The following is a 14,898-nucleotide window of genomic DNA, read 5'->3' as shown; positions in this document are numbered from 1 at the left end:
TTCCTCCAAGGAGCCGCTTTGATGACCCAAGAATTGATTCTCAACCAGCGCATTGTTCTGGCTTCGCGTCCCACCGGCGCGCCAACTCCGGAAAACTTCCGCCTGGAACGCGAAGCGCTGCCGGACCTGCAAGAAGGTCAGGTGCAACTGCGCACCCTTTATCTGTCCCTTGACCCTTATATGCGCGGTCGCATGAGTGACGCCCCGTCCTACGCCGATCCGGTGGCCGTCGATGACGTGATGGAGGGCGGGGCGGTCAGCGTCGTCGAGCAATCCCGCAACCCGGACTTCAAGGTTGGGGATCTGGTGGTCGGCCAGACCGGTTGGCAGACCCATAGCATCAGCGATGGCTCTGCATTGCAGTCAGTGCCCAAAGGCTTGCCTAGTGAATCCATGGCTGTCGGCGTGCTGGGTATGCCGGGCATGACCGCCTACATGGGCTTGATGGACATCGGCAAGCCGACCACAGGGGAAACCCTGGTGGTCGCGGCCGCTTCGGGCGCTGTGGGCTCTGTGGTCGGGCAGGTGGCGAAATTGAATGGCCTGCGGGTCGTGGGTATTGCTGGCGGGCCTGACAAATGTCGTTATGTTGTCGACGAGCTGGGCTTTGATGAATGCATCGACCATAAAAGCGAACAGTTTGCCGAAGAGCTCGCCGCGGCTTGCGGCAATGGCATCGATATCTATTTCGAGCTGGTGGGCGGCAAGGTGTTTGATGCAGTGTTGCCACTGCTCAACGCGGGCGCGCGCATTCCGGTATGTGGCCTGATCGCCATGTATAACGCCCAGGGCGAGCCGGAAGGGCCGAATCATCTGCCACTGTTGATGCGCACTCTGCTGACCAAGCGCGCCCTTATGCAGGGTTTCATCGTGTTTGAGGCGTACGGCCATCGTCGTGAAGAGTTCATGACCGAGATGACGCCGCTGGTGACCGAGGGCAAGATCAAATTCCGCGAGGACATGGTTGAAGGGCTGGAAAACGCCCCTGAAGCCTTTATCGGCCTGCTCGAAGGTCGCAATTTCGGTAAGTTGGTGGTGCGCGTTTCGTAGGAAAAACGCCCGAGCGGTGTTCCTTGAATTGACGCTATACGCAGGGCGCGGGTATAAACCGCGTCTTGTGTTTTTGTCGGACCTTTCTCCATGAGCTTCAGCCCACTGATTCGCCAATTGATCGATGCCCTGCGCACCTTGCCGGGCGTGGGTCAGAAAACTGCGCAACGCATGGCGCTGCAACTGCTGGAGCGTGATCGCAGCGGCGGTTCACGGCTGGCGCTCGCATTGAGCCAGGCCATGGAAGGGGTAGGGCACTGCCGGTTGTGCCGCACCCTGACTGAAGACGATCTCTGCCCGCAGTGCTCGGACGTGCGCCGTGACGATACGTTGTTATGCGTGGTGGAAGGGCCGATGGATGTCTACGCGGTAGAGCAGACCGGTTATCGCGGTCGTTACTTCGTGCTCAAGGGGCATTTGTCGCCACTGGACGGGCTTGGCCCGGAAGCCATCGGGATTCCGCAACTGCTGGAGCGAATCAACGGGCAAGGCACTTTCACCGAAGTCATTCTGGCCACCAATCCGACGGTTGAAGGCGAGGCCACGGCCCATTACATCGCGCAGTTGTTGACCAACAAAGGCCTGATCACCTCACGCATTGCCCATGGCGTGCCATTGGGTGGCGAGTTGGAGCTGGTGGATGGCGGCACGCTGGCGCATTCGTTTGCGGGGCGTAAGCCTATAGCGTTGTAAGGTTTGTGCATTCGCCTGTGGGCGCGCTGCTTATGTGGGAGCGGTGCGTGCCGGCGATGAAGGCGACGCGGACTGTCTGGCTCACCGAGGTGTTCTTATCGCGAGCAAGCTTGGCTCCTACAGGGATCGAGTTCTGTCTGGGCCACCGCGTTATCTTTCATCGCGGGCAAGCGCGCTCCTACGCGGTATGTGGGCTTTGGTGGGAGCGGTGCTTGCCCGCGATAAGGGTACCGCGGATATCGGGTCTATCGCGTCCAGCCTTATCGTCGGAATGCCGCCCAGACCAAGCACCGCCCACAGAGAAGCAATGCCGAACCGGGCTCCTACTCCGTCAACCCAAAACTGGTCAGGCAGAACGTCGGGATCTGCAGATCTCGCAGGCGCTCTGAGCCGCCCAGCTCTGGCAGGTCGATGATGGCGGCGGCTTCGTGGATCTTTGCGCCCATGCGGCGAATCAGGTTCGCGGCGGCGATCAAAGTGCCGCCGGTAGCAATCAGGTCATCGAACATCACTACTGAATCGCCGTCGCACAGACTGTCCGCGTGGACTTCCAGAAACGCCTCGCCGTATTCGGTCTTGTAGGCTTGCGAAAGCACATCGGCGGGCAGTTTGCCTTGCTTGCGAAACAGGATCAGCGGCTTGTTAAGCTCATAGGCAACGACCGAACCGATCAGAAAGCCCCGGGCATCCATCACGCCAACGTGGCTGAAGTCGGCTTCGATATAACGCTGAACGAAACTGTCCATCACCAGGCGAGTGGCCTTGGGCGATTGAAACAGCGGCGTGATGTCACGAAAAATGACGCCCGGCTTGGGGAAATCCACGACCGGACGGATCAGGGCTTTGAGGTTGTGTTCATCGAAGCTTTGAGTGTCTAGGGACATCAGAGTGATCCATGGCAGTAGGCGGTATGAGCGCTAGTCTAAAGGCCTGGGCTCTGCTGCGCACCCTCAGCTTTCGATAGCGCCGCCAGCCAGGGCGCAGAGCTGGATTGGATCGAGAATCTGGATTTCCTTGCCCTCGGCCGAGATCAGTTCGTTCTGCTGGAATCGGGTGAACACCCGGGAGACGGTTTCAACCGCGAGCCCGAGATGGTTGCCGATTTCGTTGCGCGACATGCTCAGGCGGAACTGGTTGGCAGAGAATCCACGGGCCCGGAAACGGGCCGACAGATTGACCAGAAAGGTAGCGATCCGCTCGTCGGCGGTTTTCTTCGACAACAGCAACATCATCTGCTGATCGTCGCGGATTTCCCTGCTCATCACGCGCATCAACTGGCGGCGCAGCTGAGGCAGCTGCACAGACAGCTCGTCCAGCCGCTCGAACGGGATTTCGCACACAGAAGTGGTTTCCAGCGCCTGAGCAGACACCGGATAGGCTTCGGCGTCCATGCCCGACATGCCGACCAATTCACTTGGCAGGTGGAAACCGGTGAGTTGCTCTTCGCCGCCGTCACTGATGTTGAAAGTCTTGAGCGCGCCAGAACGTACCGCATACACCGAGGCAAAGGTATCGCCCTGGCGGAACAGGAATTCGCCTTTCTTCAACGGGCGACCGCGCTTGACGATCTGATCCAGAGCTTCCATGTCTTCGAGGTTCAAGGAGAGTGGCAGGCACAGTGGAGCCAGACTGCAATCCTTGCAGTGGGCCTGGGTGTGAGCACGCGACTTGACTGGCTCTGACATGACTGGATTCCTTGTGGTAAACACACATAAGTCATAAGGGTAACCCACGGGCATGGCTTCCTGCCAGCCGCATCAACACACCAAGCGATCAAGTTTTACTGATGTGGGTCGATAACAACTCAGGAATCATCCTTTCTTCAAGAGGTTGCCGCTCATGTGGTCACCCAGTCTCACCGCAATCAGCCGAGCGTTTTTGACTGCCAATGCAGCTGCGCAAAAAAGCGCCGCAGACAAAACAGCCCCTGAAGGTACATCCGGCGCCAATCCCGCCCAGAGCGTTAGTCAAAGCTCTGGCCCGAGCTCCCAGGTCAGCCTTTCAGCGGCAGGCCTGGCCAGGGCTGCGCTGGCGGGTTCGGCCAATTCAGACATCAAACAAAGTGGTCTGCCGGATTCGGTACAGAAAATCCTCACCTCGGTGCGGCTCTCTCAGAAGGGGCTGCAGCAGATGAATGATCAACTGCAAGCCGTTATCAGCGACAAGTCGCTGACTGCCGAGATGCGTCAGGTGAAATTGTCTACCCTGCAATCAATGTCCGGCATTTATCAGCGTCAGGTCAGCGACTCCAGCCGTGACCTGGCGTCGGCCATGAACGGGTTGCCGTCCGCAGACAAAGCCAAGGCCAGCATGCTGGTGCTGGCCAAAATGTAACCCGGCGTCCTCAGATCACTCGAGAAAACCGCTCGCGACTCTGCTGCGTCAGGTAGGCGTCAAATACCATGCAGATCGAGCGGACCAGCAGTCGCCCCGCTGGCGAAACCCGAATGCCTTTGGTATCCAGATCGATAAGGCCATCGCTGGCCATGCTTGCCAGTTGCGGCCATAGTTCGCTGAAGTACGCGCGGAAATCAATCCCGAAACTTGCTTCGATAGCGGCGAAATCCAGGCTGAAATGACAGATCAGCTGCTGAATGACTGCTCGTCGCACTCGGTCGTCCTGGTTACATAGCAGACCGCGCTTGGTCGCCAGTTGATCGCTGCCCAGCAGGCTCTGGTAGTCGCTCAGGTCGCTGCTGTTCTGGGTGTACAGATCTCCGATCTGGCTGATGGCCGAAACGCCGAGGCCAATCAAGTCGCAATGTCCGTGGGTGGTGTAGCCCTGGAAGTTGCGCTGCAGGGTCGATTCTTCCTGGGCAATTGCCAGTTCGTCATCGGGCAGTGCGAAGTGGTCCATGCCAATGTAGCGATAACCCGCCTGGGTCAGTTGTTCGATGGTGCGTTCGAGCATCAGCAGCTTGGCTTCCGGTGCCGGCAGGTCAGCGCTATCGATTCGTCGCTGGGGCATGAAGCGTTCCGGCAAGTGGGCGTAGTTGAACACCGACAATCGATCCGGCTGCAGGGCGATGATCTCATCCACGGTGTGAGCGAAGGCTTCCGGAGTCTGCTTTGGCAGCCCGTAGATCAGGTCGATGTTGACCGAGCGAAACTGCAAGGTATGGGCGGCTTCGATGATCGCCTGGGTTTCTTCCAGGCTTTGCAGGCGGTTTACCGCACGCTGCACCTGCGGGTCGAGGTCTTGTACGCCGATGCTGACCCGATTGAAACCCAGTTCACGCAACAGACCCATGGTCGACCAGTCGGCCTCGCGAGGGTCGATCTCGATGCCGTAGTCACCGGAATCATCGTCCAGCAGATTGAAATGCTGGCGCAGCTGGCCCATCAGCTGGCGCAATTCGTCATGGCTGAGAAAGGTCGGAGTGCCACCGCCGAAGTGCAGTTGTTCGACCACTTGGCCGGGGTCGAGATGGCAGGCGATCATCTGGATTTCGTGTTCCAGGCGTTGCAGGTAGGCCTGGGCCCGGCCGCGATCCTTGGTGATGACTTTGTTGCAGGCGCAGTAATAGCAAATATTTGCGCAGAACGGGATGTGCACGTAAAGCGAGAGCGGGCGCACGGCCTTGCGGCTGTCGCGCAGTGCGTGGAGCAGGTCGAAGGCTCCGACCTGTGTCTGAAACTGCACCGCAGTTGGGTAGGACGTGTAGCGTGGCCCGGCCATATCGTAGCGGCGTATCAGATCAGAATCCCAACGAATGGCGTCGAGCATGTTGGCGTTCCCCGGATAGGCTGGCAGTGGCGGTCAGTCTAGGGAAGGGCTCTGTAACGTCTGTTGATGTGGGTCAATGGCCCATCAACCAATGCTGATGCGGACCAGGCAGCGTCCAGATTCCGAACAGTATCACCGCCACTCCGCCGGCCATGCGCACGCCGCGTTTGCGCAGGAGCGCTGTCGTGCGCTCAGCCGCGATCCCGGCGGCCAGCAACACCGGCCAGGTGCCGAGGCCGAACGCGAGCATTAGCAGCATACTGTCGATCGCGTTGCCTTGGCTGGCGGACCAGAGCAGGGTGCTGTAGACCAGACCGCAGGGTAACCAACCCCACAGCGCACCCAGCAGCAGGGCGCGAGGAGTGCTGGAAACCGGCAGCAAACGGTTAGCAACGGGCTGAATGTAGCGCCACAAGCCGCGACCCAGGCGCTCAATACGGGTCAGGCCGCTCCACCATCCTGCCAGATACAAGCCCATGGTGATCAGCAGTAACGCCGCTATCACTCGCATGAAAGTCGCTGCCGGGCTGTTGGCCACCGCCCAGCCTGCCAGACCGATCAACAGGCCTGCCGTTGCGTAACTGAGAATCCGCCCAAGGTTATAAGCCAGCAGCAGGCGCAAGCGTCGGTTGCGTTGCTCCTTGGGAATCGCAAGGGTCAGCGCGCCCATCAAACCGCCGCACATGCCCAGGCAATGCCCGCCGCCCAGCAGGCCGAGGATCAGGGCGGAGATTAATAGAGGGAGGAGGTCAGTCATGGATGTCCAGACGGATCCAGACCCCTGTGGGAGCGGTGCTTGCCCGCGATAAGGCAGGACGAGATAGACCTGATATTCGCGGTGCCCTTATCGCGGGCAAGCACCGCTCCCACAGGATTGTATTCACACATCAGGCCCTTCTTTTTTCCCTGGCTTGCGTATGGCTTCATCCACCGCCGCCTGATGCTTGGGATCCTGATCATCGAACAGGATGCTGTGCGCCGGACCTTCCATATCGTCGTACTGGCCGCTGTCCACCGCCCAGAAGAAGATATAGATCGCGACGCCGACCAGTAGAAGCGCCGCGGGGATCATGATGTAGAGCGCTGGCATAAAGCCTCCGAAAGGGGCTGGCGAGTGACGCTGGGGGGAGACGGCACACGGGTCAGGCGCAAGGCATTGAGCACCACGGTCAGGGAACTGATGGACATGCCGACCGCCGCCCAGATCGGGGTCACCCAACCCAGCGCCGCGAACGGCAACATGAGGCCATTGTACAGGCCGGCCCACAACAGGTTTTCGATGATCACCCTGCGGGTACGACGCGCCAGACCAAAGGCTTGCACCAGGGTTTGCAGGCGATTGGACAACAAGACGGCATCAGCACTGGTTTTTGCCAGATCGGTAGCTGAGCCCATGGCGATGCTGATGTCGGCAGCCGCCAGAACCGGCACGTCGTTGACGCCGTCCCCCAGCATCAACACCTTGCGGCCCTGGCGATGCAGTGCTTGCAGGGCCGCCAGCTTTTCGTCTGGATGCAGGCCGCCACGGGCTTCATCAATCCCCAGTTCCTTGGCGATTTCGGCCACCATGGGCGAGCTGTCGCCCGAGAGGAGCAGGGTTTTCCAACCTCGGGCCTTGCAGGCTTGCAGCAGCTCATACGCATCGGCGCGTAGCCGGTCATCAAGGATCAACCAGGCCAAGGGCCCATGGGTGTCGCCCAGCAACAAGTGCTGTCCGGCCTGTTCAGGTGCTCGCGGAACGGCGCTGGCGCTGAGGGCACAGACGAATCCGTGCTGACCAATGCGCAGCCGTTGTCCACCAACCACACCTTCAAGCCCCAGCCCCGGTTGGCTGATGACGTCTTCTGCTGCGATGGGGGCGCGACCGAACGCTTTGGCGATGGGGTGTTCCGAGCGGTTTTCCAGCGCGGCGGCCAGACTCAGGCAGCGATCGGCGTCCAAGGTGCCGAGGGTTTTGACGTTGCGTAGCGCCAGGCGCCCTTCGGTCAGGGTGCCGGTCTTGTCAAAGATCACTGTGTCGATCTGATTCAAGCCTTCAAGTACATGGCCTCGCGTCAACAGCAGGCCGAGTTTGTGCAGCGTGCCGGTGGCGGCGGTCAGCGCTGTCGGCGTTGCCAGTGATAGCGCGCAGGGGCAGGTGGCGACGAGCATCGCCAGGACGATCCACAACGCCCGAGATGAATCGAGTTGCCACCACACGATGCCGATGACAGCGGCCAGGATCAGCGAAACCAGCAGAAACCACTGGGCGGCACGGTCGGCGATTTCCGCCAGGCGAGGTTTCTCGGCCTGCGCGCGCTCCAGCAGGCGAACGATGGCCGAGAGCCGCGTGTCATGGCCCAGCGCTGTCACTTCAACCGTCAGGACGCCTTCGACGTTCAGGGTTCCCGCTGTCACGGCATCCCCCGCACGGCGTCGCTGCGGCAGGTACTCGCCGGTCAGCAAGGATTCATCAATGCTCGACTGCCCCTCAACGATGCGTCCGTCGGCCGGGATCACCGAGCCTGGCTGGACCAGTACCCGGTCACGCAGTTGCAGTTCCCCAAGCAAGATGCGCACGCTTTGCCCGTGCTCATCCAGCCGCAGGCAGGAAGCGGGCAGCAGGTTGACCAACTGCGCGGTAGCGGCGGCGGTACGTTCTCTTGCCCGTCTTTCCAGATAGCGCCCGGCCAGCAAAAACAGGGCGAACATGCCTACCGCGTCCAGATACAGCTCGCCGCTGCCAGTTATCGCGGTCCAGATGCCGGCGAGATAAGCACCGCCAATGGCCAGGGACACGGAAACATCCATGGTCAGATGGCGGGTGCGCAGATCGCGCATAGCCCCACGAAAGAACGGTGCGCAGCTGTAGAAGACGATGGGTGTTGTCAGAAACAGCGCAACCCAGCGCAGGATGGTGTGCATTTCCGGGCTGAGGTCGATATTGAATTCCGGCCAGGTTGCCATGGTCGCCATCATTGCCTGAAACCACAGCAGCCCTGCCACGCCCAGTTGGCGCAAGGCCAGACGGTTTTCATTGGCCAGAGTTTCGGCAGCGCGATCGGCCTGATACGGATGAGCGACGTAGCCGATGCTGCGTAATTGGGCGAGGACTTCGCTCAGTGGCAACAGGCTGTCGTTCCAGCTGACATGCAGGCGATGGTTGGACAGATTGAGCCGGGCTTCAGCCACCGCGGGCAGGCTGCGCAAGTGCCGTTCGATGAGCCAGCCGCAAGCCGCGCAGCTGATGCCTTCCATCAACAGCGTGGTTTCCGACAGCTCACCCTCGTGGCGGACAAAAGGGGCTTGCACGTCGGGACGGTCGTACAGCGCCAGTTCATCCACCAGTTGCACCGGCAAGGTTTCCGGATTGGCCGAGGCTTCGCTGCGATGGCTGTAATAGCTTTCCAGCCCGCCAGCGACGATCGCCTCTGCTACCGCCTGACACCCCGGACAGCACAGCTCGCGGGTTTCCCCCAGCACGACGGCGGTAAAGCGGCTGCCTGCCGGGACGGGCAGGGCGCAGTGGTAGCAGGGGGTGGGTGTGGTCATTGGCTTTTTCGGTGTGCTGATGGCGAGCGCCGTCTCTGTGGGAGCGGTGCTTGCCCGCGATACAGGCACCGCGTTTTATCAGATAAATTGGGTCGCTCCCATCGCGGGCAAGCCTCGCTCCAAGAGATGCATCGCATCACTTTTTCAAATCTTCCGCACCTTGAATCGCTTCGTCGCCCAGTGTCAGGCGGTTGTCGGGGCTGATCTGTTCCTCTTCGAACAGCCGCCAGGTCTGCCCGCCCTCGTTGCCAAGCAGCTCCACAAAACGCCGCCCTTCAACTCTATCGGTCAATTGGCCGATGTAACGATCCGGCTCGGAGCGGCTTTGGGTGAGCATTATCCGGCGATCCTTTTGCGGCTGGGTCGGCGAAATCAGATTCAGCTCCAGGGTTGCAGGATTGCTGTTGCCGCTCAGGCGCAGGTCGGCTTCACCGGTCACTTCGTCCAGATGGACGCTGGCTTTGAGCTTCAGGGTCTGAGCCAGTAACTCGCGGTCCAGGGAGCGGTTGATGCCTTTGCCCGCTTCGTAATAGTTGTCGTTGACCAGATTGTCCGGGTTCTTGACGGCGATGGTGACCATGGTCAGTGACAGTGTCACTGAGCAGGTCAGGATGCCGATAAGGATCCATGGCCAGATGTGCTTGTACCACGGGCTTTGAGCAGTTGCGACGGACATGGGCGGTTCTCTTTACCGGGCGGTTAGCGCACTTGTGGGCCGATGAACCGGCTCTTGGTTTCAGCATGAGTGTCACCGTCGGCGTCCTTGAGGATGAACATCACCTCATTGGTACTCGACGGCAGCTTCTCGGGAGCGATGGACAGCTCCACCGGCATGCTGAAGATTTCTCCGGCTGGCACCCGGAATTCACGGCGGCCTTGCAGCTTCAGGTCGGGCAGACCAGTGGCGTCGAGCACGTAGGTGTGATCGACCTGATCCTTGTTCATGACCTTCAGGCTGTAGACGTTCTCGATCCGACCTTCGGCGTTTTCCCGATACAGCACACGATCCTTGCTGACATCGAAACCTACCAAAGAGCGCATGAAGAACGCCGAAACCAGCAGTCCGATCATCAGTAACAGCACCAGCGCATAACCGATCAGCCTCGGGCGCAGCTTGTGAGTGACCTGCCCCGAAAGGTTGTGTTCGGTGGTGTAGCTGATCAGGCCGCGGGGGTAGTTCATCTTGTCCATGATGGTGTCGCAGGCGTCAATGCAGGCCGCGCAGCCAATGCATTCGATCTGCAGGCCATCACGGATGTCGATACCGGTCGGGCAGACCTGAACGCACATTGTGCAGTCGATGCAATCACCCAAACCCTGCGCTTTGTAGTCCAGGTCCTTTTTACGCGGGCCACGTTTCTCCCCTCGGCGCGGGTCGTAGGACACGATCAGGGTGTCCTTGTCGAACATCACGCTCTGGAAGCGCGCGTAGGGGCACATGTAAATGCACACTTGCTCGCGCAGCCAGCCGGCGTTGCCATAAGTGGCCAGGGTAAAGAAACCCACCCAGAAATACGCCCAGCCATCGGCCTGGCCAGTGACCAGTTCAGTGATGAGGTCGCGGATCGGTGAGAAATAGCCGACAAACGTCAGGCCGGTCACCAGCCCGATCAGCAGCCACAGGCTGTGCTTGGCCAGCTTGCGCACGAACTTGTTGGCGCTCATGGGGGCTTTGTCGAGCTTGATGCGCTGGTTGCGGTCGCCTTCGGTGACTTTTTCGCACCACATGAATATCCAGGTCCAGACGCTTTGCGGGCAGGTATAACCGCACCAGATACGCCCGGCGTACACGGTGATGAAGAACAGGCCGAAGGCGCTGACGATCAGGATGCCGGATAACAGGATGAAATCCTGCGGCCAGAAGGTTGCACCGAAGATGTAGAACTTGCGCTCCGGCAGGTTCCACCACACCGCCTGATGCCCGCCCCAGTTCAACCAGACCGTTCCAAAGTAAATCAGAAACAGCAGGGCGCCGCCGACCATGCGCAGATTGCGAAACAGGCCAGTGAATGCGCGGGTGTAGATTTTTTCTCGCGAGGCGTAAAGGTCGACCGTGTTGTTATCGTTCTTGGGCGGCGGCGTGACGTTGACGACAGGAATGTTATTGCTCATCGGTATGTCCCACGGCAGTGGAAAAATGCCTCGGTCAGTGCATGCCGGCCGGGGTCGCGACGGATCTTAATGTAAACAAGTGTAGAGGGTGCTGATCCGGGTCAATTGACTTGTGGATGGGGGGTTAGGTTTGTGCTGCTGAACTGTTGGAGCGAGGCTTGCCCGCGAAGAACGATTACGCGGTATGCCTGAAACATCTCAGCGGGTCTTTCGCGGGCAAGCCTCGCTCCAACAAAATTTACTCGGCTTCTTGAGCCTTCTCCCCATGAGACAAGCTGTAAACATACGCCGCCAGGATATGCACTTTGTCATTACCCTGAATCGCTTCCTGAGCGGGCATCTGGCCCTGGCGGCCGTAGCGGATGGTTTGCTGCAGTTGCGCGAAGCTCGATCCGTAGATAAAAGCGCCGGGATGGGTCAGGTCCGGAGCGCCCATGGCCGGGGTGCCTTTGCCCTGCGGACCGTGGCAGGCGACGCAATTGGCGGCGAAGATTTTTTGCCCGGCCGCTACATCAGCTTTGGCGTCTTCCGGTAACTTGCGGCCGTCCAGTTGGGTGAGCACATAAGCCGCGACATCCCGCACGCCTTGCTCACCGACCACTTCAGCCCAGGCAGGCATTACCGCGTGGCGGCCGCCCATGATGGTGGTCTTGATGACTTCCGGCTCGCCGCCCCAGCGCCAGTCGGCATCGGTCAGATTGGGGAAGCCATAGGCACCCTTGGCATCCGACCCATGACATACCGAGCAGTTGGAAGCGAACAGACGCCCACCCATCTTCAGCGCTTGTGGATCTTTAGCGACCTCTTCAATGGGCATCGATGCAAATTTGGCGAAGATCGGCCCAAAGCGCGCTTCCGAGCGGGCCATTTCCTTTTCCCACTCATGGACGCCGGTCCAGCCTTGCTCGCCATTGGAAAACTCGATTTTCTTCTCGTTATCCATGTAGCTGTAGCCCGGCAACAGGCCTTTCCAGTTGCCCAGGCCGGGGTAGAGGACCAGGTAGCCCAGAGCGAAGATGATGGTGGCGACAAACAGCATGAACCACCACTTGGGCAGCGGGTTGTCGTATTCCTCGATGCCATCGAATGAGTGGCCGACGGTTTCTTCGGTGGCTTCGTCGCGCTGGCCTTTGCGGGTCGACAGCAACAGCCAGGTCAGGGCGAAGATAGTGCCGAGGGTCAGGACCGTGACGTACAGACTCCAAAAAATACTCATTTCCTGCTCCTGGACGCTTGTTCTTGCTCGACCTTTTTGATGGCTTCCGGATCGTCCGCGAAGGGCAGCAGGGTTGCGTCGTCAAATTCTGACTTGCGCCGCGGACTGAACACCCAGAGCGCCAGACCGATAAAGGCCACCATCACCACCAGGGTGCCAAGGCCACGAATCATCCCGATATCCATCAAGATCACCGTTTGCTTTTGATGATGGTGCCAAGGCCTTGCAGATAGGCCACCAGTGCATCCATTTCAGTCTTGCCCTTGACTGCATCCTGCGCACCGGCGATGTCTTCGTCGGTGTAAGGCGTGCCGAGGGTGCGCAAGACCTGCATTTTTTTCGCGGTCTCTTTACCGTCTAGTCGCTTCTCGACCAGGAACGGGTAAGCCGGCATTTTTGACTCCGGCACGACGTTGCGCGGGTTGTACAAGTGCGCGCGGTGCCAGTCATCGGAATAGCGGCCGCCGACCCGGGCCAGGTCCGGTCCGGTGCGCTTGGAACCCCACAGGAACGGGTGATCCCAGACGCTTTCCCCGGCTACCGAGTAGTGGCCGTAACGTTCGGTTTCAGCGCGGAACGGGCGGATCATCTGCGAATGGCAACCCACGCAGCCGTTGGCGATGTACACGTCGCGGCCTTCGAGTTCCAGCGCAGTGCGTGGCTTCATGCCTTCAACCGGCTTGTTGGTCACGTCCTGAAAAAACAGCGGGATGATCTGAGTCAGGCCGCCGACGCTCACGGCAATGACCATGAAGAAGGCCAGCAGGCCAATATTCTTCTCAAGGACTTCATGCTTCATCAGTGAGCTCCAACGGTAGCGATCTGGGCAGCGGCCTCAGCTTCTACAGGGTCCGAAGCGCGCACGGTGCGCCATACGTTGTAAGCCATGAACAGCATGCCGCTGGCGAAGAATGCGCCGCCGACCATGCGCACGATGTAACCCGGATGGCTGGCTTGCAGGGCTTCAACAAAAGAGTAAGTCAGGGTGCCGTCATCATTGATTGCACGCCACATCAGGCCTTGAGTAATGCCGTTGACCCACATGGATGCGATATACAGAACGGTGCCGATGGTCGCCAGCCAGAAGTGCGCGTTGATCAGGCCGATGCTGTGCATCTGGGGCCGACCGAAGACTTTCGGGATCATGTGATACACCGCGCCGATGGAGATCATCGCCACCCAGCCCAAGGCTCCTGCGTGCACATGGCCGATGGTCCAGTCGGTGTAGTGCGACAGGGAGTTGACCGTCTTGATCGCCATCATCGGGCCTTCGAAGGTCGACATGCCGTAAAACGCCAGAGAAACCACCAGGAACCGCAGGATCGGGTCGGTGCGCAATTTATGCCAGGCCCCGGACAGGGTCATCATGCCGTTGATCATGCCGCCCCAGCTCGGTGCCAGCAGAATGATAGACATCACCATACCCAACGATTGCGCCCAGTCGGGGAGGGCGGTGTAGTGCAAATGGTGCGGGCCGGCCCAGATGTACAGGGTGATCAGCGCCCAGAAGTGCACGATGGACAACCGGTAGGAGTAAATCGGCCGCTCGGCCTGCTTGGGCACAAAGTAATACATCATGCCCAGAAAGCCCGTGGTCAGGAAAAAGCCCACCGCGTTATGGCCATACCACCACTGGATCATCGCGTCAGTGGCACCGGAATAGGCCGAGTAGGATTTGAACAGGCTGACCGGCAGCGACATGTGATTGACGATGTGCAGCATGGCGGTGACGACGATGAATGCGCCGTAGAACCAGTTGCCGACATAGATGTGTTTGGTTTTGCGTTTGACGATGGTGCCGAAGAACACTGCGCCGTAAGTGACCCAGACTATCGCCAGCAAAATAGCGATCGGCCATTCCAGCTCAGCGTATTCCTTGGTGGTGGTGTAACCCAGCGGCAGCGTAATCACCGCGCTGAGAATCACCGCCTGCCAGCCCCAGAATGTGAACGCCGCCATACCGTCGGAGATCAGTCGGGTCTGACAAGTGCGCTGCACCACGTAATACGAAGTCCCGAACAAGGCACAGCCACCAAAGGCGAAAATCACCAGATTGGTGTGCAGCGGTCGCAATCGACCGAATGTTGTCCATTCCAGACCCATATTCAGGTCAGGCCACACCAGTTGCGCGGCGATGAAAACGCCAAGACCCATGCCGAGGATGCCCCAGACCACCGTCATGATGGCGAACTGGCGAACCACCTTATAGTTATAAGCGGTCGGACCGATTGCTGTGCTCATTGTCAGGTTCCACGGTTTGAATATTTATTAGAGTATGAAAACCGCGCGCAGGCATGCTCTGCGGTCGTTCCAGGCAAATTCCGACGCCAAGCGTAAAGGAAAAACCTGTCCGGGTGGACAGAAAAATATTGGAGGGAACAGGACGTGTGATAGGGCGCGTGAGTGGCGGACATTTTGCTGGGGATCGAGCGAGAATCCGGGCGAGAATCTGCTCAGCACACATGTCGGGCACTTTCCTTTCACTTGGCCTGTGGCCTGCCATCGCCAGTCCACTAACGGGCAAGCTTAGTCGTGAAAGTCCGGTGAGGAAAGGACGGTGTTGCGCTTT

The 14,898-nt window shown here is 59.5% G+C and carries 15 protein-coding genes; 3 read left to right on the top strand and 12 right to left on the bottom strand.

Features of this window, described 5'->3' with window-relative positions:
* Positions 1–21: 21 nt before the first annotated feature.
* Positions 22–1,050, top strand: a complete 1,029-nt coding sequence (locus tag IV01_RS13680) for an NADP-dependent oxidoreductase (RefSeq protein WP_032628389.1) — start codon at positions 22–24, stop codon at positions 1,048–1,050.
* Positions 1,051–1,140: 90 nt separating this feature from the next.
* Positions 1,141–1,743: a recombination mediator RecR gene (gene recR, locus IV01_RS13685; RefSeq protein WP_032628387.1), complete on the top strand. Its 603-nt coding sequence runs from the start codon at positions 1,141–1,143 to the stop codon at positions 1,741–1,743.
* 323 nt (positions 1,744–2,066) lie between these two features.
* Here recR and IV01_RS13690 read toward each other — a convergent pair whose 3' ends face one another.
* Together IV01_RS13690 and fnr are read right to left on the bottom strand one after the other, a co-directional pair.
* Positions 2,067–2,627 (bottom strand): adenine phosphoribosyltransferase, encoded by a 561-nt coding sequence (locus IV01_RS13690; RefSeq protein ID WP_032628385.1) that lies wholly within the window; start codon positions 2,625–2,627, stop codon positions 2,067–2,069.
* Between the two features lie 66 nt (positions 2,628–2,693).
* Positions 2,694–3,428 carry a fumarate/nitrate reduction transcriptional regulator Fnr gene (gene fnr, locus IV01_RS13695; RefSeq protein ID WP_032628383.1) on the bottom strand — a complete coding sequence of 245 codons (735 nt, stop codon included), beginning with the start codon at positions 3,426–3,428 and terminating at the stop codon, positions 2,694–2,696.
* Between the two features lie 154 nt (positions 3,429–3,582).
* Here fnr and IV01_RS13700 point away from each other — a divergent pair, with 154 nt between their 5' ends.
* Positions 3,583–4,077, top strand: coding sequence for a hypothetical protein (locus IV01_RS13700; protein WP_032628381.1), 495 nt, complete (start codon positions 3,583–3,585; stop codon positions 4,075–4,077).
* A gap of 10 nt (positions 4,078–4,087) precedes the next feature.
* Here IV01_RS13700 and hemN read toward each other — a convergent pair whose 3' ends face one another.
* From hemN to ccoN, 10 genes are all read right to left on the bottom strand, one after another.
* Positions 4,088–5,470, bottom strand: coding sequence for an oxygen-independent coproporphyrinogen III oxidase (hemN, locus tag IV01_RS13705; RefSeq protein WP_032628379.1), 1,383 nt, complete (start codon positions 5,468–5,470; stop codon positions 4,088–4,090).
* Between the two features lie 73 nt (positions 5,471–5,543).
* Complete coding sequence (locus IV01_RS13710; protein WP_032628377.1) at positions 5,544–6,227, bottom strand: sulfite exporter TauE/SafE family protein; 684 nt, start codon at positions 6,225–6,227, stop codon at positions 5,544–5,546.
* Between the two features lie 123 nt (positions 6,228–6,350).
* Positions 6,351–6,560, bottom strand: coding sequence for a cbb3-type cytochrome oxidase assembly protein CcoS (gene ccoS / locus IV01_RS13715; RefSeq protein ID WP_032628375.1), 210 nt, complete (start codon positions 6,558–6,560; stop codon positions 6,351–6,353).
* Entirely contained in the window at positions 6,539–9,001 is a 2,463-nt protein-coding gene (locus tag IV01_RS13720; RefSeq protein ID WP_032628373.1) for a heavy metal translocating P-type ATPase, read from the bottom strand. Before IV01_RS13720 ends, ccoS begins: the two co-directional genes overlap by 22 nt.
* Before the next feature lie 136 nt (positions 9,002–9,137).
* Positions 9,138–9,677, bottom strand: a complete 540-nt coding sequence (locus IV01_RS13725) for a FixH family protein (RefSeq protein ID WP_032628372.1) — start codon at positions 9,675–9,677, stop codon at positions 9,138–9,140.
* Between the two features lie 23 nt (positions 9,678–9,700).
* Positions 9,701–11,113, bottom strand: a complete 1,413-nt coding sequence (gene ccoG / locus IV01_RS13730) for a cytochrome c oxidase accessory protein CcoG (RefSeq protein ID WP_032628370.1) — start codon at positions 11,111–11,113, stop codon at positions 9,701–9,703.
* Between the two features lie 238 nt (positions 11,114–11,351).
* Positions 11,352–12,329 (bottom strand): cytochrome-c oxidase, cbb3-type subunit III, encoded by a 978-nt coding sequence (gene ccoP / locus IV01_RS13735; RefSeq protein ID WP_032628369.1) that lies wholly within the window; start codon positions 12,327–12,329, stop codon positions 11,352–11,354.
* Positions 12,326–12,514 carry a CcoQ/FixQ family Cbb3-type cytochrome c oxidase assembly chaperone gene (locus IV01_RS13740; RefSeq protein ID WP_032628430.1) on the bottom strand — a complete coding sequence of 63 codons (189 nt, stop codon included), beginning with the start codon at positions 12,512–12,514 and terminating at the stop codon, positions 12,326–12,328. Before IV01_RS13740 ends, ccoP begins: the two co-directional genes overlap by 4 nt.
* Positions 12,515–12,519: 5 nt before the next feature.
* Positions 12,520–13,128, bottom strand: coding sequence for a cytochrome-c oxidase, cbb3-type subunit II (gene ccoO / locus IV01_RS13745; RefSeq protein WP_032628367.1), 609 nt, complete (start codon positions 13,126–13,128; stop codon positions 12,520–12,522).
* The gene (gene ccoN / locus IV01_RS13750; RefSeq protein ID WP_032628365.1) at positions 13,128–14,570 is read right to left on the bottom strand and encodes a cytochrome-c oxidase, cbb3-type subunit I; all 1,443 of its coding nucleotides are present in this window, start codon (positions 14,568–14,570) and stop codon (positions 13,128–13,130) included. The genes ccoO and ccoN overlap by 1 nt, the downstream gene beginning before the upstream one ends.
* Between the last annotated feature and the right edge of the window lie 328 nt (positions 14,571–14,898).

Source organism: Pseudomonas syringae (assembly GCF_000737245.1).
Lineage (GTDB): Bacteria > Pseudomonadota > Gammaproteobacteria > Pseudomonadales > Pseudomonadaceae > Aquipseudomonas > Aquipseudomonas syringae_J.
This window is presented reverse-complemented; position numbering and strand designations above follow the sequence as displayed.

Coding starts and splice junctions, on each gene's coding strand:
- IV01_RS13680 (WP_032628389.1), top strand. CDS start 22: ATGACCCAAGAATTGATTCTCAACCAGCGCATTGTTCTGGCTTCGCGT.
- recR (WP_032628387.1), top strand. CDS start 1,141: ATGAGCTTCAGCCCACTGATTCGCCAATTGATCGATGCCCTGCGCACC.
- IV01_RS13690 (WP_032628385.1), bottom strand. CDS start 2,627: ATGTCCCTAGACACTCAAAGCTTCGATGAACACAACCTCAAAGCCCTG.
- fnr (WP_032628383.1), bottom strand. CDS start 3,428: ATGTCAGAGCCAGTCAAGTCGCGTGCTCACACCCAGGCCCACTGCAAG.
- IV01_RS13700 (WP_032628381.1), top strand. CDS start 3,583: ATGTGGTCACCCAGTCTCACCGCAATCAGCCGAGCGTTTTTGACTGCC.
- hemN (WP_032628379.1), bottom strand. CDS start 5,470: ATGCTCGACGCCATTCGTTGGGATTCTGATCTGATACGCCGCTACGAT.
- IV01_RS13710 (WP_032628377.1), bottom strand. CDS start 6,227: ATGACTGACCTCCTCCCTCTATTAATCTCCGCCCTGATCCTCGGCCTG.
- ccoS (WP_032628375.1), bottom strand. CDS start 6,560: ATGCCAGCGCTCTACATCATGATCCCCGCGGCGCTTCTACTGGTCGGC.
- IV01_RS13720 (WP_032628373.1), bottom strand. CDS start 9,001: ATGACCACACCCACCCCCTGCTACCACTGCGCCCTGCCCGTCCCGGCA.
- IV01_RS13725 (WP_032628372.1), bottom strand. CDS start 9,677: ATGTCCGTCGCAACTGCTCAAAGCCCGTGGTACAAGCACATCTGGCCA.
- ccoG (WP_032628370.1), bottom strand. CDS start 11,113: ATGAGCAATAACATTCCTGTCGTCAACGTCACGCCGCCGCCCAAGAAC.
- ccoP (WP_032628369.1), bottom strand. CDS start 12,329: ATGAGTATTTTTTGGAGTCTGTACGTCACGGTCCTGACCCTCGGCACT.
- IV01_RS13740 (WP_032628430.1), bottom strand. CDS start 12,514: ATGGATATCGGGATGATTCGTGGCCTTGGCACCCTGGTGGTGATGGTG.
- ccoO (WP_032628367.1), bottom strand. CDS start 13,128: ATGAAGCATGAAGTCCTTGAGAAGAATATTGGCCTGCTGGCCTTCTTC.
- ccoN (WP_032628365.1), bottom strand. CDS start 14,570: ATGAGCACAGCAATCGGTCCGACCGCTTATAACTATAAGGTGGTTCGC.